The following is an 18669-nucleotide window of genomic DNA, read 5'->3' as shown; positions in this document are numbered from 1 at the left end:
AGGTGATCCTAAGTTAGGTTAACCTAACTTCTATGCTGTGGAAGGACGCTGAGTCTTCGATGACCGAACCGAGCGCTCGCCTCGTACTGCTTGCCCCCGAGCGTCTGGCGGCGGTGCGCCGGCGGACCGGTGACCACTCCGACCGGGCCATCGCCGAAGCGTGCGCGATAGCCCTGTCGTACTGGGCGACGGGTCTCTCTCCCGACGGCATCGACCTCACTCCCGGCACCCTCTTCGCCGACGTCCTGGCCTGGGCCGGCAACGGAGGTACCGGGGCCGGTGACTGGACGGTCGGTGACGGGGCGGTCGGTGACTGGGCGGTCGGTGACGGCGACCGGAGCATCGGCGTCCCCGAGGGCGTCGACCTCGCCGACGCGCAGCTCGCCCTCGACGACCTGGCCGACTTCCCCGACAGGACCCTCGGCACCATCGGCCCGTCCGGCCCCGCGGCCAGGCTCGCCGCCCTCGCCGAGTGGAACGACACCGACGCCGAGCGGGTCCGCCCGACCATCGTCGAGATGTTCCGCGAGCAGGCGCGGACCAGGCCCGACGCCATCGCCGTCGTCGACGAGCACCGGTCCCTGACGTACCGCCAGGCGGCCGAGCGCTCCGCCCAGCTCGCCCACCACCTGATCGCGCGCGGGCTCACCGCCGAGCAGGTCGTCGGCATCTCCCTCGGCCGCTCGGCCGACATGGTGATCGGGCTCCTCGGCGTCCTCCAGGCGGGCTGCGCGTTCGTCCCGCTCGACCCGCTGTGGCCCGCCGCGCGCCGCGCCGTCGTCATCGAGGACGCCCGCGTCGTCCTCCAGCTCAACTCCTCGGGCGAGCACGCCCCCGACGAACCGGAAGCCGTGGCCGTCGACCTCGGCGACTGGCGGTTCGGCGACCACCCCACCGAGGAGACCGGGATCACCGCCCCCGGCGACTCCCTCGCCTACGTCATCTTCACGTCGGGCTCGACCGGACGCCCCAAGGGCGCCATGATCCGGCACGAGGCGATCAGCGAGCGCCTGCTCTGGCAGGTCGACGAGATCCTCCGCTTCGGCCCCGACGACGCCTCGCTGTTCAAGGCGCCGCTCTCCTTCGACATCTCCATCAACGAGATCTTCCTGCCCCTGGTCAGCGGCGGCAGGCTCGTGGTCCTGCGGCCCGGCGGCGAGCGCGACCCGCACCATCTCCTCGCCGTCATCGCCGAGCAGCGCGTCACGTTCACGTACCTCGTGTCGTCGATGCTGGACGTACTCCTGGAGATCGCCGGAGACTCCGACGCGCTCGGCAGCCTGCGGCACGTGTGGTGCGGCGGCGAGGTCCTCACCTCGGAGCTGTACGACCGGTTCCGCACCCGCCTCGACATACCGATGTACCACGGCTACGGCCCCGCGGAGACGACCATCGGCGTCTCCCACGTCATCTACCGCGGCGCGGCGGAACGCCTGTCGACCTCGATCGGCAGGGCCAACCCCAACACGCAGCTGTACGTACTCGACGACGAGCTGCGCCCGGTCCCGGTCGGGGTCGGCGGCGAGCTGTACGCGGGCGGCCTCCTGCTGGGGCGCGGTTACGTCAACGCGCCCGGCCTGACGGCCTCCCGGTTCGTGGCCAACCCCTTCGCCGACGACGGCTCCCGGCTCTACCGCACCGGTGACCTCGCCCGGTTCGCCCCCGACGGTTCCCTCGACTTCCTCGGCCGGGCCGACAACCAGATCAAGATCCGCGGCATGCGCCTGGAGATCGAGGACGTCGAGGTCGGCCTCGCCGAACACCCCGCGGTACGGCACACCTGCGTCGTCGCCAAGAAGAACGCGGCGGGCGGCACCTACCTCGTGGGGTACGTGATCCCGGCCGCCGGGAGCGAGGACCTGCGGGCGGACGCGGTCAAGGCATGGGCCGCCGAGCACATGGTCGAGTACATGGTGCCCGCTCACGTCGTCGTCGTACCGGAGTTCCCGCTCACCGCCAACGGCAAGGTCGACCGGCGCGCCCTGCCCGAGCCGGTCACCGGAACGGCCGCGCTCGCACCCCCGTCCACCGAGAACGAACGCGTGGTCTGCGCGGTGGTCGCGGAACTGCTCCAACTGGACGAAGTCGGCGTCGACCAGGACTTCTTCGCACTCGGCGGCGACAGCATCCTGGCCATCTCGCTGCTCAGCGCGTTGCGCGAGGCGGGTCTCTACGTCACCGCCCGGCAGATCTTCACCCACGGCGTCGTCGGCGCCCTCGCGGCCGTGGCGAGCCGCGAGGACGTCGCCACGGTCGACCACGGCGACGTCGCGACAGGCCCCGTCATCGGATCGCCCGTCGTGCAGTGGCTCGGTGAGACCACGGACGCGATCGACGGCTTCGTGCAGTCGGTGGTCCTGAACACCCCCGCGGACCTCACGGCGAACGCCCTCGACGACATCCTCGCCGCGGTCGTCCGCCGCCACGACATGCTCCGCGCCGAACTGGTGCGCGGCGAGCGCTGGAGCTTCGTCATCCCGTCCGCGGAACGGGCCACGGCGAGCTGGCAGGAGAGCGGCCTGCCGCTGGAGGAGTGCGTCGAGCTCGCCACCGAGGGGCTCGACCCGGAGGGCGGCGTGATGCTCCGCGCCGTCTGGCGCCGCGCGGCCCGTGAACTCGTCGTGGTCGTGCACCACGTGGTCGTCGACGGTGTCTCCTGGCGGGTCCTGATGGAGGACCTGGCCACGGCGTGGCGGCAGGTCACCGCGGGCGAGACGGTCGAACTGCCCCCGGTCACCACGTCGTTCCGGCGCTGGACGCAGCTCCTCGAACGCGCCCCGTTCGACGCGGACCGCGACCACTGGCTCCGCCCCCTGCCCGGCGCGGACGAGCCGCTGGGCAGGCGCCCGCTGACCGGCGCCGACACCGTCGCGAGCGAGCGGCTGCGTACCGTCTCCGTGGGCCCCGAGGTCACCGCGGCACTCCTCGGCGAGATCCCCGCGAAGTTCCACGCGGGCGTCAACGACGTCCTGCTCACCGCGCTGGCCGTCACCCTCGCCCGGTGGCGCCGCGACCTCGGCCAGGACCAGACGTTCGCACACATCGAACTGGAGGGGCACGGCCGCGAAGGGCGGTTCGTGGCCGACGCCGCGGGCTTCGAGCCGGAGCTCTCACGGACCGTGGGCTGGTTCACCACGCTGTTCCCTGTGACCGTGGACCCCGGCGCGACGGACGACTTCCGCGCGCCCGCGTACCTGGCGGCCGCGCTCAAGGCGGTCAAGGAAGACCTCGCCCGCGTGCCCGCCAACGGTCTCTCCCACGGCGCCCTGCGGTACCTCCACGGGGCCGGCTTCGGCACGCCCGCACCGCAGGTGCTCTTCAACTACCTGGGCCGCTTCGACGCGGGCGCCTCGGGGGAGTGGCAGCTCACGGGTCCCACCGGGCAGTTGGGCGAGAAGCGCGACCCGAGGATGCGGCTGCCGCGCGCCCTGGAGTTCAACGCGATCGCCGAACCCGGTGCGGACGGCGGCGAGTACGAACTGGTCACCACCGTCTCCTGGCCCGACGGCATGTTCACCGACGACGACATCACGGTCCTCGGCGGCTACTTCCGCGAGACCCTGGCCGCCCTCGCCACGCTCGACCAGGGCGGTCACACCCCCAGCGACTTTCCCCTCGTACCCCTCACCCAGGCCGACGTCGACGACCTGGACGGGCCCGCCCTGCGGGACATCCTGCCGCTGACGCCGCTCCAGGAAGGCCTGTACTTCCACTCCGTCTTCGACGACGAATCGGCGGGCGCTTACGTCGAGCAGCAGCTCCTCACGCTCGGCACACCGGACGGCGAGGTGGACGCCGACCGGCTCGCCGCCGCGGCCACCCGGCTGCTCACGCTCTACCCGAACCTGGCCGCCCGCTTCGTGGCCCTGGCCGACGGCCGCGTCGTCTCCGTACTCGACGGCGGGGTCCAGGCGCCCTTCACCACGCTGGAGCGCCCCGGCATCACCGACGACGAGATACGCGCGTACGCAGAGAACGACCGCCGCGCCGGGTTCGACCTGGCCACAGGCCCGCTGATGCGGTACACGCTGATCCGCGCGGGAGCCGGCAGGAACGTCCTGGTGCAGACCGTGCATCACATCATCGCCGACGGCTGGTCGGTGCCGCCGATGCTCCGCGCGCTCCTCGCCGAATACCACGCGCCGGGCAGCGTGTACGCGCTGCGCGGCTTCCCCGACTACGTGAAGTGGCTCGCCGGACGCGACGACGAAGAGAGCGACCGGGTCTGGGGCGAGGAACTCGCCGAACTGCCCGGACCCTCCCTGGTCGCCGAGGGCCACACCCCCTCCGACCGGTTCGCCGACACCGCCGTGGAGCCCGCCGACGACATCGACGCGGCCGTACGCGCGGCCGGTGTCCCGCTCAGCGTCGCCGTGCACAGCGCCTGGGCGGTGACGCTCGGCGGCATCCTGCGCGGCACGGACGTCGTCTTCGGCTCCACGGTGTCCGGCCGCGACGCGGACGTGCCCGGCATCGGCGACATGGTGGGCCTGTTCATCAACACGGTCCCCGTGCGCGCCCGCTGGACGACCGGCACCACCGCACGCGACCTGCTCGCCTCGGTGCGCGCACACCAGAGCGCGGTCCTGCCCCACCAGCACGTCTCGCTGGCACGCATCGGCCGCCGGGCCGGCGCGGGCAACCTCTTCGACACCCTGGTGGTGTTCGACGTGGCGACCGACGTCACCGACCTGCGCACGCCCGACGCCGAACTCGCCGTCACCGACATCGTCAACGAAGGCGCCCCGCACTACCCGCTGACCCTGGTCGTGGAGCGCACGGCCGACGGCAGGCCGCGCTTCAACCTCATCTACGACGGTGAACTCCTGCGGGAGACGGCCGCCCAGGAGATCCTGCGGACGTTCACCGAGACCCTCACCGGCCTGCTCACCCGGCAGGACGCCCTGGTCACAGAGGTGGTGCCCGAGGACGCCCGGCGCCCCGCGCCCGTCACCCACACCACCCTGGGCGCACTGTTCGACGCCGCCGCCCGCCGCGACCCGGCCGCCACGGCCGTCACCCAGTGCGCCCTCGACGGGACCACGCGGTCGTTGACGTACGGCGAACTGGCGGCCGACGCCGCCGCGTTGGCGTCGGTGCTGCGCGCGGCCGGGGCCGGCCCCGGCAAGCGGGTCGCCGTCGCCGTGCCCCGCTCGCTCGAACAGGTCGTCGCCCTGGTCGCGATCGTCGCCGCGGGCGGCGCGTACGTACCGCTCGACCTGGCCTACCCGGACGAACGCCTGGAGTACATCCTGACCGACGCGGCCCCGCAGGTCGTGCTCGTCGAACGCGAGCAGCGGGACCGGTTCACCGGACTCCTGGCCAAGGCCGGCGTACCGGCGCGCGTGCTCGTGCGCGGCGAGGAGCTGCCCGAGGCCGCCGACGAGACGGCCGGACCCGACGCCACGTGGCACGACCCCGCCTACGTGATCTACACCTCCGGGTCGACCGGGCGCCCCAAGGGCGTCGCCGTGCCGCACTCCAGCGTGGTGACGCTGCTCGCGAACACGCGGCCCGACATGGGCTTCGGGCCGTCCGACGTGTGGGTCCAGTTCCACTCCTTCTCCTTCGACTTCGCGGTCTGGGAGCTGTGGGGCGCCCTGACGCACGGCGGCGAGCTGCTCGTCCCGGAGTACGCGCTCACCCGCTCACCCGTCGACTTCCACCGCCTCGTCCGTGAGCGCGGGGTGACGGTGCTCAACCAGACCCCGTCGGCGTTCCACCGGTTCATCGAGGCCGACCGGCACGCGGACGAGCCGGTCACCTCCCTGCGCCGGATCATCTTCGGCGGCGAGGCGCTCGACCTCGGGCGGCTGCGCGGCTGGGTCGAGCGGCACGGCACCGCGTCGCCCGAGCTGGTCAACATGTACGGCATCACCGAGACCACCGTCCACGTCACCCACCGGCTCCTCACGGACGCCGACTTCGCGCCCGGCGACGACGTCAGCCCGATCGGCGGCCCGATCCCTGGCCTGGTCACCCACCTGCTCGACGACCGGCTGCGGCCGGTGGCGCCGGGGCGGACCGGCGCCATCTACGTCGCGGGCGACCAGGTGGCGCTCGGCTACCTGGGCAGGCCCGGTCTCACGGCAGGCCGGTTCGTGGCGAACCCCTTCACGGGCGACGGATCGCGGATGTACCACACGGGCGACCTGGCCCGCCGCACGCTCGACGGCGAGCTGGAGTTCGCGGGACGCGCCGACGACCAGGTACAGCTCAAGGGCTTCCGCATCGAGCTCGGCGAGGTCGAGTCCGCGATACGGGAACTCGACGGCGTGGTCGACGTGGCCGTCACCGTGGCGGACAGCGGCGATCACCTGGTCGCGCATGTCGTGGGCCGGGCGCCCGGCGACCTCACGGCCCTGCTGGCCGCGAAGCTGCCGGTGCACATGGTGCCGGGGCGCGTCCTGCCCATCGACGTACTGCCGTTGACGGTCAACGGCAAGCTGGACCGCGAGGCGCTGGCCGCGCGGGCGGCGGAGGACGACGTTCCGCAGGGCGCTGCCTCGCCGGGCGGAGCTTCGGGTGCGGTTGGCGGCTCCGCGCTCGCCGTCGGGGAGTCGGCGCTCGCCGCGCTCGTCGGGGTCTTCGCCGAGGCCCTGCCCGGCGCCTCGGTCGACGACGACACCGACTTCTTCGCGGCCGGGGGCGACAGCATCGTCGCCATCACCGTGATCAACCGGGCCAGGGCGCTCGGCCTGCCGATCGCGCCACGGGACGTGTTCCTGTGCCGGACGCCGCGCGCGCTCGCCGAGCGGCTGGCGTCGAGCGCGCCCCGGTCCGCGACGCCCGCCCCCGTACACCGCCGCGAGGACGGGCCCCTGACGCCCACGCCCATCATGCTGCGCCAGCGTGAACTGGGCGGCACGCTGGACCGGTTCGCCCAGGCCAGAGCGGTGCGTGCCCCCGAGGGCGCCGGGTACGCCGACGCCATGCGCGCCGCGAACGCCGTCGTGGCCGCCCATCCCGCGCTCCGGCTGCGGCTGCGCGTCGAGCACGGCGTGTGGTCCCTCCGTACGGAACCCGCCGGCGAGGTCACGGTCGTACGAGCGGCATCCGCCGATGTGACGTCCGCCGCGAATGAGGCGGCCGGGCGGCTCGACCCCGAGGCCGGGGACGTCGTCGCGTTCTCGTGGCTGGAGGCGAGCGGCACCCTGGTGGTGACCGCGCACCACCTCGCGGTCGACGCGGTCTCCTGGCTGATCCTGCTCGACGACCTCGCCGCCGCCCTGCGCGGCGACGACCTGGCGCCGCCGACCACGTCGTACGCCGAGTACGCCGAGGCCCTGGCGGTAGCGTCCACGCAGGTCACCGAGGGCCTCGGGGAGTGGATCAGCACGCTCGGGGCGCCCGCGCCGCTGCCCGTGCCGGGCTCGCTCCGCGAGACCACGGCCGTGCTCGCGCCCGAGGTGAGCGACCGCGTGACGCGCACCGCGCCCGCCGCGCTCGGCCTCGGCCTCACCGAACTGCTGTGCGGCGCGTTGCGGACCGCACTGACCCACGTACAGGAGGCACCCACCGACCTCGCCGTCGATCTCGAACGGCACGGCCGGGTCCCGGCACTCGACCACCACGACTACACGCGCACCATCGGCTGGTTCACCGCCATCGCGCCCGTGCGGCTGACCCCGCACACCGACCCCGTCGCGGCGGCCCGCGAGGTCGCCGAACGCCAGCCCGACGAGCGCGGTCACGTGGCGTACGGCCGGCTCAGGTACCTCAACCCGCAGACGGCCCCGCTGCTCACCGCCCACCCGCAGGTGCTGTTCAACTACCTCGGCAGAGGCGGCGAGTCCGACGTGCCGCGCATCACCGGCGGCGACCGGAACAGCCCGTACGCCGTCGAGGTCAACGCCTGGACCGACGAGGCGACCGGCAGCCTGCACGCCGAATTCACCCTCGCCGACGGCGTGCCCGACGAGATCGTCCAGCACTGGCTGAGCGCGCTCGAACACCTCGCGGACACCGCGGAGACGACCGAGCGCACGGCGCCGGTCACCCCGCTCCAGCGCGGCCTGTTCTTCCAGGCCCAGATGGCGGGCACGGCGGGACACTACGTCGCGCAGAGCTGGTTCACCTTCGACCGGCGTCTCGACACCGGCGCGCTGGCCGAAGCCATGGCGCACGTCATCGCCCGTCACCCCGTCGTGGGCGCCGGCTTCGCGACGGACGACGACGGCAATCCCGTACAGCTCATCAAGGCGGGCCGACGCGTCGACGTCCGTACGGTGTCGCTGTCCACCGAAGCCGAGACCGAAGCCGAGGTCGAAGCCGAGGTCGACGCGCTGCGCGCCCGGGACCGCGACACGGGCTTCGACCCGGCCGAGCCGCCGCTGATCCGGCTGACCGTCGTCCGCCTGCCCGAAGGACGCGACGGCCTGCTGCTCAGCTACCACCTGCTGCTCTGGGACGGCTGGTCCCGCGAGATCGTGCTGCGGGACCTCTTCGACGCGTACGAGGCCGTCGTCGCGGGCGAGCCGCTCGACGCCTCCCCGGCCACGCCGGGCTTCGAGGATTACGCCCGCACGCTGGACGCCAAGGACTCCGCCGCGTCGGAGCGCTTCTGGGCGGAGCACCTGGCGGGGCTCCCCGGCCCGACGCTGCTCGCCGGGCCCACGCCGTCCCTCTCGGACGACCTGCCCGACGCGCTCGTCCACACGCTCTCCGCGGAGCAGTCGCAACTGCTGCGGGAAGCGGCCAGGACGCACGGCGTCACGCTCAACTCCGTGCTGACCGGCGCCTTCGGGCTGCTGCTCGGCGCCCGTACCGGACGCGGTGACGCCGTGTTCGGCGTGACGGTCTCGGGCCGCGAGGGCGAGGGCCTCTCCGAGGTCGTCGGCGTACTCCTCAACACCGTGCCCATGTGGACCCGGGCCCGGCCCGGGGACACGGTCGGCGCGTACCTGTCGGCCGTGCAGAGCGCCAGGGTCGAGGCGATGGAGCACGAGCACCTCGGCCTCGGCGAGATCCAGCGGGCCAGCGGCCACGACACGCTCTTCGATAACCTGTTCGTACTCCAGAACTTCCTGGACATGGACGCGTTCGCCGCGATGAACGCCCGGCACGGCATCACGTCCGTCAAGGCCGACGACTCCACGCACTACCCCTACACCTGGGTCGTCACCCCTGGCGAGCGGCTCACGGTCAAGCTGGAGCACCGCGACGGCGACACCGCGAGCGCCCGGCGGCTCCTCGACGACTACCTGCGCGTACTTCAGGACCTCGCCTCGGCGGCCGGCCCCCTCGGCGCGCTGCCCGGGCTCGCCCCACGGCCCGAGCCCGGCGAGCGCACGGACGTCGGCACGGACACCGTGGTCGACCGGTTCGACCTGGCGGCGGACCGCGATCCCGGGCGGACCGCGCTCGTCGCGCAGGGCGCGACCATGACCTTCGCGGAGCTGCGCGACCGCAGCCGGGCGGTGGCGGGCGTGCTGGCCGGGCGCGGCGTCGGGCCCGAGACGACCGTGGGCCTCGCGGTCCCGCGCTCGCTCGACTCGATCGTGGCGCTCTTCGCCGTGCTGCGCGTCGGCGCCGCGTACGTACCGCTGGAGCTCGACCACCCCGACGAGCGGATCGCGGCGATCGTCGCGGACGCCCGGCCGGACGTGATCCTCACGGTGAGCGGCGTCGCGCCCCGGCTCGCGGGCGGTTCGGGCCATGACCTGATCGAGCTCGACCGGCCGCTGCCGGACGCCGAGCCCCATGTGACGTTCGCGCCCGACGATCCGGACCGGCTGCGCCACCCCGCGTACACGATCTACACCTCGGGGTCGACCGGGAAGCCCAAGGGCGTCGTGACCGAGTACGCGGGCCTCACCAACATGCTGGTCAACCACCAGCGGCGGATCTTCGAGCCGGTCCTCGCGGAACACCCGGACCGGGTGTTCCGGATCGCGCACACCGTGTCGTTCGCCTTCGACATGTCGTGGGAGGAGCTGCTCTGGCTCGCCGACGGCCACGAGGTGCACATCTGCGACGAGGAACTGCGCCGCGACGCGCCCCGCCTGGTCGAGTACTGCCTCGAACACGGCATCGACGTCATCAACGTGACCCCGACCTACGCCCAGCAACTGGTCGCCGAGGGCCTCCTCGACAACCCCGCGCGGCGGCCCGCGCTGGTCCTGCTCGGCGGCGAGGCCGTCACCCCGACGCTGTGGCGGCGCCTCGCCGAGACCGAGGGAACGGTCGGCTACAACCTCTACGGGCCCACCGAATACACCATCAACACCCTCGGCGTCGGCACCTTCGAGTGCCAGGACCCGGTGGTGGGCGTGGCGATCGACAACACCGACGCGTACGTGCTCGACCCCTGGCTGCGGCCCCTGCCGGACGGCGTGCCGGGCGAGCTGTACGTGGCGGGCATCGGCATCGCGCGCGGCTACCTCGGGCAGCCCGCCCAGACCGCGCACCGCTTCGTCGCCTGCCCGTTCGGCGCACCGGGCGAGCGCATGTACCGCACCGGCGACCTCGTGGTCCGGCGGCCCGACGGCAACCTGATGTACCTGGGCCGCACCGACCAGCAGGTCAAGATCCGGGGCCACCGGGTCGAACTGGGCGAGGTGGAGGCCGCGTTCGCGGCGCACCCGGCCGTCCGGTTCGTCGCGGCCGTCGCGCAGCCCGATCCGCAGGTCGACGGCGCGTACCGGCTCGCCGCCTACCTCGTGCTCGACGGCCTCGACCTCGCGGCGGTCGCCGCCGAGGTGGGCGCGGGGCTCCCGGACTTCCTGCGCCCGACGCACTACGCCCAGGTCGACGGCATCCCGCTGACCGTGAACGGAAAGGCCGACACGAAGGCCCTGCCGGAGGCCAAGCCGCTCGGCGCGCTGACCACGGCGGTGGAGCGCCGCCCGGAGACCGAGACGGAAGAGCTGGTCTGCGAGTTCTTCGCCGAAGCCCTGGACCTGGACGACGACGAGGTCAGCGCGGTGAGCGACTTCGTCTCCCTCGGCGGCCACTCGATGCTCGCCGTACGGCTGATCGGCCTGCTCCGACGCGAGTACGGTCCTGTGGTCACCATCCGAGACCTGTTCACCCTGCGAACCCCGGAAGCGATAGCGCGCCACCTCGATGACAACGCAGACACCCGTCACCCCGATGACAACGACAACTGACGCGCGGCGGCCCGGCGTGGGGTCCCCCCACATCCTGCGGACCGCGCTGCGCCGCAACCGCGCCGCCATGCTCTGGGGCACCGTCCTCATGGGCCTCTACCAGGCCGGCGAGACCGCCTTCCCCATCGCGCTCGGCCTGATCGTGGAGCACACGATGCAGGGCGAGCGGAGCCTCGGCGCGCTCGCCGTGTCGATCGGCGCGCTCGCCGTGATCATCACGACGGTCTCGCTGTCGTGGCGGTTCGGCATGCGCATCCTCCAGAAGGCCAACACGACCGAGGCGCACCGCTGGCGCGTGCGGGTGGCGGCCTGCGGGCTCCAGCCGGTGGCCAGGGACGTCGACCTCAAGTCCGGCGAGATCCTGACCATCGCCACCGAGGACGCCGACCAGACAGCCGACATCATCGAAGTCGTGCCGCTGCTGATCAGCTCGCTCGTCGCGGTGGTCGTCGCGGCGGTCGCGCTCGGCCTCGCCGACCTCAGGCTCGGCGCGCTGGTGATCGCCGGAACCGTCGCCATCCTCTCGATCCTCAGCGTGATGTCGCGGCGGATCGGCGCCAGCACGAAGGAACAGCAGGCCCGCGTGGCACGGGCGGGCGCCAAGGTCGCCGACCTGATCACCGGCCTGCGCCCGCTGCACGGCTTCGGCGGCAACCACGCGGCCTTCCGCTCCTACCGCAAGGTCAGCGCGGAGGCGAAGCACCAGTCGATCACCGTCGCCAAGGTGAACGGCGTCTACGCGGGCACCGCCCTCGCCCTCAACGCGGTGCTCGCCGCCGCGGTGACCCTGACGGCGGGCTGGCTCGCCTTCGAGGGCCAGATCACCATCGGCGAACTCGTCATGGCCGTGGGCCTCGCGCAGTTCATCATCGAGCCGCTCAAGCTGTTCTCCGAGATGCCCAAGTACGTGATGATCGCGCGCGCCTCGGCCGAGCGGATGGCGCTGGTCCTGTCCGCACCGCCGGTGGCGGCACCGGGGGAGGAGCGCCCGGCCCCGGGCGGGGACCTCGACATCGACGGCGTCGAGTACGGGACCCTGCGCAAGCTGCGGTTCAAGGTGGCCGCGGGCGAGTTCGTGGCCATCGCCGTCTACCAGCCGCGGGCCGCGGCCGACCTCGCGTCGGTCCTCGCCCTGCGCGTACCGCCGGAATCGTACGAGGGTGCCGTGCGGGTCAGCGGCCAGGAGCTCACGGAACTCTCGGTCGAGGCGGTCCGCGAACACCTGCTCGTGAACCCCTACGACGGGGAGATCTTCGCCGGCACGCTCCGCACGAACATCGACCCCTCCGGCACCAGCGGCATGGTCCCCGAAGCCGTCGAGGCCTCCATGCTGACGGACGTCGTCGCCCTCCATCGCGAAGGCCTCGACCACGGTGTCCGCGACCGTGGCGCGAACCTCTCCGGCGGGCAGCGCCAACGTCTCTCCCTGGCCCGCGCCCTTGCCGCCGACACCGACGTCCTGGTCCTGCACGACCCGACAACGGCCGTCGACGCCGTCACCGAGCAGCTCATCGCGCGCAATGTCGCGAAGCTGCGGAGGGGGCGGACGACCGTGGTGCTCACCAGCAGCCCGGCGCTGCTGGACGTGGCCGACCGTGTCCTCGTACTCGATGACGGTGCCATCACCGCCGAGGACACTCATCGCAATCTTCTCGCGTCGGACGAGGAGTACTGCTCGGCGGTGGCGCGGTGACTTCCCTCAGCTGAGAGCCCAGGCGACGTCTCTCAGCAGGGCGTGCCGCCAGCCGGCGCGGTCGTGTCCGGACGCCGACCGCGAGACACGCACGGTGGCCCCGGCCCGCCGGGTCAGGTCCTCGATCAGCTCGCAGTGGGGGACCATACGGGGCTCGTGCTCTCCCAGGTCGAAGGCTATCCGCAGGCCCGACAGGTCCCGGCCTTCGAGCCGCGCAGCGATGGCACCGCCGGTGCGGCCGCCCAGGGGGTCGGGTGTGGGGGCGGCTTGGGGGGTGGCCTGGGAGCCGTCCGCGGGGGTGGCTTGGGTGCCGCCGTCCGCGGGGGTGGCCGAGGGGTCGGCCGGAGGGGCATCCACGGGGGCGGTCTGGCGGTCGGCCAGAGGGTCATCCAGTTGCATGGCCTCGGGCGACCACCAGAACGACCCGGACTGGCAGGCGACGCGCGAGACCAGCTCCGGGAACTCGAGCGCCGCGTACATCGCGCTCAGCCCGCCGAGGCTCTGCCCGGCCACCACGAGCCGGCCCGCGTCGGCGGGCACGCCGGACTCCGCCACCAGCGGCAGCAGTTCGTCCCGTACCGCCTCCCACAGCTCGGGCCGGCAGCCGAACTCGGCCTCCCGGTCCTTGCTCGGCAGGAAGACCAGGGTGACGGGCGGCATCTCACCGGCCGCGAAGGCCGAGTCGAACGCGGTCATGGCCGGGTGCAGATACAGCCAGTCGTCCCCGTCGAGCAGCAGCACCACCGGACCACCACCGCCCACCGGATGCACGCGTACGGTGCGCCGGCCCCCGAGCCGTTCGCTCGCCCAGCGAATCCGGGCGCGCGGCACGGGCAGGACGTCGTCGGGGCCGACGGCCGGCCAGTGCGGCTGGGCCGGGGCGTCCGGCGTCGCGGCGATGGACCGGTCACCGCCGGCACCGACCGGATTGAGCGGATCGGCGTACGCCTCGCCGCCGACGAGGACCCGATAGGTCACGCGAAGCCGCGCCGGCATGCGCACTTCGGCATACCAGCAGTCCGTGCCGCCCCACTGGCGCAGGGGGACGGGCTCCAGCAGGCTCTCGAAGTCGATGAGCGCCGGGGAGGCGGCCTGTGTGGGTTGGGAGGGACGTCCACGCCACAGGAAGAGGCTTCTCCAACCGCCGTCGTCATCAGATGCGGGGATCGAGACGGGTGTACGCGCGGCCGCCCAGAATTCCTCGGTGCCGGGGGCACCGGGCAACCCGAAGTCGGCGAAGGCGGGCTCCGTGGCGGGACACATGAACGTCTCCTTGTGAGCGGGAAAGGGGAGAGGCTAAGCTCGCTTTAATTAGGGGAGCCTAACCTAATATGCTCATCATAAAGCTGGCCATGCCGTGAGCATGTCGGCGATCAATGGCTTGCCTCCGCGGGCAGGTTCGGCCATGGTCGCTCTTCAGCGGAAGCTGAGCACAGCACACACAGGCACAGGCACACGCATACGCGCGCGCTCAGGCACAGGCAGAACGAACGCATACGCATAACGTCGGCGAGGCCGCAGGGCCCCGTCGGACCCGAGGAGGAACCGACGCATGAGCACCAACCCCTTCGATGACCCCGAAGGCCGTTTCCTGGTCCTGGTGAACGACGAGGGGCAGCACTCGATCTGGCCTTCCTTCGCCGAGGTGCCCGGAGGCTGGACGGTCGCCTTCGAGGAGAACACCAGGGACGCGTGCCTCGAATACGTCGAGACCCACTGGACGGACCTGCGTCCCCGATCCCTCGCGGCATCCATGGACAGCTGAGCGCCTGAGTCCTCCCCGGCGCGGGGTGGGGCGGCTGGGCGGGCGTCAGTGGCGTCGCGCCGGCCCGCGGGTCGTGACATACCGGCCCACGGGCCGGCCGATATTTCGGAGGCACCCCGTTGATGCTCTGCACCAGACTGACGAACGCCCGCTTCCTCACCATGGACCCGGACCATCCCGTAGCGCATGACCTGGGCATCTGGCGGGGCCGTGTCGCGGGGCTCGACGAGGCCGTGACCTCGATGCCCGCGCGCGAGGTGATCGACCTGCAAGGCGCGACCGTGCTGCCCGGGTTCATCGACGCCCATGTGCACCTGGCCTGGACCGGGCTCAAGCAGAACACGCCGAGCATCGCGGGCCGCACGCGCGTGGACGATGTGCTCGCCGTGGTGGAGGAAGCCGCGTCCGCGACGCATGCGCCGGCCGGTGCCTGGCTGAACCTCGTCGGCTACGACCAGCGGGCCCTCGGCCGTCACCTGACCGCCGCCGAACTGGACCGGGTCAGCCACGGGCGCAAAGTGTACATACTGCACGACTCCGGCCACGGTTGCGTCGTCAACTCCGCCGTCCTGGACCTCCTCCCCGCGGACCTCCCGCACGAGAACGGCTTCCTCGCCGAGGGTGCCATGGGCGCCGCCCGAGCGCTGCGGCTGCCGTACTCCCAGCAGGAGTTGGCGGAGGCGATCGGCGCCGCCGCCCGCACATGCCTGTCCGAGGGCGTCACCGCCTGCGCCGAGGCCGGCATCGGCGGCACTCTCTTCGGCCACAGCCCGGTCGAGCTGGGCGCCTATCAGCTCGCCCGCGAGCAGGGCCTGCTTCCACTGCGGACGCAACTCATGGTCTCCGCCGAGTGCCTGCGCCCGGTCGCCGCACACGAGGCCGACGGCATCCCGCGAGCCCTCGGCCTCGGCTTGCGCTCCGGCTTCGGCGACGACCGACTCTCCGTGGGCGCCCTGAAGATCTACACCGACGGCGGCATGATGGCCAGGACCGCGGCGCTCAGCGGCCCGTACGAAGGCCTCGGTCATACGGGCCAGTTGCAGGACGACCCGGACGTGCTCGCGGACATGATCGTGGACGGGCACCTGGCCGGATGGCAGCTCGCCATCCACGCGATCGGCGACCGCGCGGCCGACATCGCCCTGGACGCCCTGGAACGGGCCCAGCGCCTCCGGCCGCGCCCCGAGGCCCGGCACCGCATCGAACACGCGGGCCTGATCCGTCCCGACCAACTGCCCCGCTTCGCACAGCTCGGCGTCAGCGCGGTCGTCCAGCCCAACTTCCTGCGCTACTTCGGCGATGACTATGCGGCGATCATGGGCGAAGCGCGGGCGCCATGGCTCTATCGGGGCAAGGGGTTCCTCGACCACGGCATCCCGGTCGTCGGCAGCTCCGACCGTCCGGTCGCCGACGGTTCCCCTCTCCGCGCCATCCAGTTCATGGTCGAGCGCGCTTCGGAGTCCGGACAGGTGATCGGCCCGGCCGAGGCCATGACCGTGGACGAGGCCCTGCACGCCTACACGGTCGCCGGCGCCTACGCCTGCCACTGGGAGAACAACCTCGGCACCCTCACCCCCGGCAAGCGAGCCGACCTGGCGGTACTCGGCGACGACCCCCGGTCCGTGGACGTGTCCCGCATCGGGGACATCGAGGTGGCCGCGACGTATGTCGATGGGCGGGAGATGGCGAACTCTGGTTCGCACTAGCTTCCGAAATTCCGCCCACAGCTGCGTCCACAGCCGCATCCACAGCTGCGTCCATAGCTGCATCCAAAGCCGCATCCACAGTCTCACTTGGACCCCCATGTGAATCTCTAACTTAGGCAAGGCTAACCTTGCTTCGATTCTGCTCGTGGAACCGAGGAAGGAAAGCCTTGATCACGGCTATGCCGCGCCCCGCCCCGACATCCTTCGTACGTTCGGCCCGCGAGGAAGATGCCCCCGCGCTCGCCGCCCTGTCCGAGCCCTTCGCGCGCTCAGGGGCACTCCGATCCCGGCCCGCATCGCTCTACGCCGCGCAGGCGACCGACTTCCTCATACTGCAAACCCCCGCGGGCGAGATCGAAGGCTGCGTGGGCTTGAGCATCCATGCCTCCGGCTCTGCGTCCGGCTCTGCGTCCGGCTCTGTATCGGGTTCCGCCTCTGGGTCTGTATCCGGTTCCACATTCGGTTCCGCCTCCGACTCCGTATTCGCCTCCGACTCCGTATTCGGTTCCGGCTCCGGGCTCGCATCCGGCTCCGCCGAGAACCGCAAGCTGGCCGGAGTCCTGTACAACTTCTGCGTGGCCGACCACCGGCAAGGCCGCGGAGTGGGCGCCGAACTCCTTCGCGCCGCATTGCACGTGGCGCATGCCCAGTCCCTCGACGCCCTGTTCACGGCCACGACCGGCGACGGCAACCTCTTCATCCGCCACGGCTTCACCCCCACGTCCGCACCGCTGGCCCCACCCTCCTGGGCAAAGTCACTCGACCCTCGGCGCAACGCGCAGGTTCTTGTACGGGCGTTGTGATGCCGTGACGCGGTGACGCCGCGATGCGGTGACGGTGTGGCGCCGCGATGCGGTGATGCGGTGATGCCGTGGCGCCGCGATGGGCGGTGACGGCGGTGCTTGCGGGTGATCGCGGCGGCTGGTGCTGGTCGTCAGCGGCTGACGGTGGCGGCGTCGGCGGGGCTGGCGGGGTTGGCGGCGTTAACCGGGGCGTTGCCTATCAGGGTGGTGACGTCGCCCCGGAGGTCGGGGACCACAGTGGTGCCGGGGCTGGTCTCGTCGAGAACACCCCGCAGCACCGCGTGCGGCACACGCCCATCGAGCACATGCGCCTTGCGTACGCCCCCGCGCACTGCCCGCAAGCAACCCTCCATCTTGGGTAGCATCCCGCTGGCCAACCCCGGCAGCATCGCGTCCAGCGCGTCGGCCGTCAGGTGCTTGATGACGTCGGTGCTGTGCGGCCAGTTCGCATACAGGCCCTCCACGTCGGTGAGCATGACCAGCCGCTCGGCATCAAGAGCCACGGCCAGGGCCGACGCGGCGAGATCTGCGTTGACGTTGTAGACCTGCCCGTCCTCACCGCGAGCCACGGGGGAGACCACCGGTATGTGCCCCTGCTCCAGGAGCGTGCGCACCATGCCCGGGTTCACGTCCACGATGTCGCCGACGAGGCCGAGGTCGACGGGCCGGCCGTCCACCCAGGCCGCCCTCCGCACCGCCGTCATCGTGTGCGCGTCCTCGCCCGTCATGCCTACGGCGAAGGGCCCGTGAGCGTTGATGTGCCCGACCAAATCCCTCTGCACTCGGCCGGTCAGGACCATCCGCACGACCTCCATGGTCTCCGGAGTGGTCACCCGCAGGCCCGCCTCGAAACGGGTCTCCAGGTCGAGCCGGTCAAGCATCGCGTTGATCTGCGGCCCGCCACCGTGCACGACCACCGGACGCAGGCCCGCGTGCCACAGATCCACGATGTCCTGGGCGAACGACCGCTGAGAAGCCTCGTCCACCATGGCGTGACCGCCGAACTTCACGACGACCGCGCCGCCTTGCAGCTCCTCCGGTCGAAGAGATGCATCGTTCTGCCGGAGACGTGTCTCCGCGGAGAGATTCGAGTCCGGATGTGACACCAGCAGGCGGAAGCTCTCTCCGGCGGCGTCGGCGGTGGCGTCGGCGTCGGTGTCGGCATGGTCACTTAGTCCGGCCGTCGTGGCCTGTTCGGTCATGGTCTCCGTCTTCTCTCGTGGTTTCTGTGCGTTGCCTGGTGGCGATGCGTAGTGGACACAACCGACATGGCTTCTTAGGTAAGCCTAACCTAGCTAACGGGAGCTCTGGCGGATCTTCTCTCTCTCGTGACGTGTGCGGATATGACGTGCGGGGGCACGGCGCTGGATGTGGCTCGGACATGAGCGGGTGGAAGCAAGCAGCCGAACAGCGGACGAAGATGGCGGTGATGTCGCCTGCCATGCCCCCATGCAACACGACGGGTCTGACATCCGGTTGGGGGTGTGGGTAAACCCTGGTGGGGTTCCTTCCAGGGGTATTCACAGCCCCAAACGGAATATCAAACTCCTGGGGAGAGGTGGCGAAGGGCGAAGCAAAAATAAAAAGACGG

At 71.7% G+C, this 18669-nt stretch carries 7 protein-coding genes; 5 read left to right on the top strand and 2 right to left on the bottom strand.

Features of this window, described 5'->3' with window-relative positions:
* The first annotated feature begins 59 nt into the window (after nt 1-59).
* Together ACZ6JY_RS09065 and ACZ6JY_RS09060 are read left to right on the top strand one after the other, a co-directional pair.
* On the top strand, nt 60-11111 hold the full coding sequence (locus ACZ6JY_RS09065) for a non-ribosomal peptide synthetase (protein WP_469193763.1): 11052 nt from the start codon (nt 60-62) through the stop codon (nt 11109-11111).
* Nucleotides 11095-12804 (top strand): ABC transporter ATP-binding protein, encoded by a 1710-nt coding sequence (locus ACZ6JY_RS09060; RefSeq protein WP_469193761.1) that lies wholly within the window; start codon nt 11095-11097, stop codon nt 12802-12804. Before ACZ6JY_RS09065 ends, ACZ6JY_RS09060 begins: the two co-directional genes overlap by 17 nt.
* Before the next feature lie 6 nt (nt 12805-12810).
* Here ACZ6JY_RS09060 and ACZ6JY_RS09055 read toward each other — a convergent pair whose 3' ends face one another.
* Nucleotides 12811-14067: an alpha/beta hydrolase-fold protein gene (locus tag ACZ6JY_RS09055; RefSeq protein WP_469193759.1), complete on the bottom strand. Its 1257-nt coding sequence runs from the start codon at nt 14065-14067 to the stop codon at nt 12811-12813.
* A 289-nt stretch (nt 14068-14356) separates the two neighbouring features.
* Between ACZ6JY_RS09055 and ACZ6JY_RS09050 the strand changes: the two genes are divergently transcribed.
* The 3 genes from ACZ6JY_RS09050 (at nt 14357) to ACZ6JY_RS09040 (ending at nt 17078) form a co-directional block, all read left to right on the top strand.
* A complete protein-coding gene (locus ACZ6JY_RS09050; RefSeq protein WP_469193757.1) occupies nt 14357-14569 on the top strand; it encodes an MbtH family protein in 213 nt (70 codons plus the stop codon).
* Nucleotides 14570-14691: 122 nt separating this feature from the next.
* Nucleotides 14692-16275, top strand: coding sequence for an amidohydrolase (locus tag ACZ6JY_RS09045; protein WP_469193755.1), 1584 nt, complete (start codon nt 14692-14694; stop codon nt 16273-16275).
* A gap of 167 nt (nt 16276-16442) precedes the next feature.
* Nucleotides 16443-17078 carry a GNAT family N-acetyltransferase gene (locus ACZ6JY_RS09040; protein ID WP_469193753.1) on the top strand — a complete coding sequence of 212 codons (636 nt, stop codon included), beginning with the start codon at nt 16443-16445 and terminating at the stop codon, nt 17076-17078.
* 131 nt (nt 17079-17209) lie between these two features.
* Here the strand turns inward: ACZ6JY_RS09040 and argB are convergent, their stop codons facing one another.
* The gene (argB, locus tag ACZ6JY_RS09035) at nt 17210-18280 is read right to left on the bottom strand and encodes an acetylglutamate kinase (protein WP_469193751.1); all 1071 of its coding nucleotides are present in this window, start codon (nt 18278-18280) and stop codon (nt 17210-17212) included.
* Nucleotides 18281-18669 lie beyond the last annotated feature (389 nt).

The organism is Streptomyces sp. NPDC046335 (assembly GCF_055587985.1).
Note: the sequence above shows the minus strand (reverse complement) of the source record. Positions and strands in the feature narration are given on the sequence as shown.

Bases quoted from the DNA above. Each gene is read 5' to 3' on its own strand.
- ACZ6JY_RS09060 (WP_469193761.1), top strand. From the start codon at position 11,095: ATGACAACGACAACTGACGCGCGGCGGCCCGGCGTGGGGTCCCCCCAC.
- ACZ6JY_RS09065 (WP_469193763.1), top strand. From the start codon at position 60: ATGACCGAACCGAGCGCTCGCCTCGTACTGCTTGCCCCCGAGCGTCTG.
- ACZ6JY_RS09055 (WP_469193759.1), bottom strand. From the start codon at position 14,067: ATGTGTCCCGCCACGGAGCCCGCCTTCGCCGACTTCGGGTTGCCCGGT.
- ACZ6JY_RS09050 (WP_469193757.1), top strand. From the start codon at position 14,357: ATGAGCACCAACCCCTTCGATGACCCCGAAGGCCGTTTCCTGGTCCTG.
- ACZ6JY_RS09045 (WP_469193755.1), top strand. From the start codon at position 14,692: ATGCTCTGCACCAGACTGACGAACGCCCGCTTCCTCACCATGGACCCG.
- argB (WP_469193751.1), bottom strand. From the start codon at position 18,280: ATGACCGAACAGGCCACGACGGCCGGACTAAGTGACCATGCCGACACC.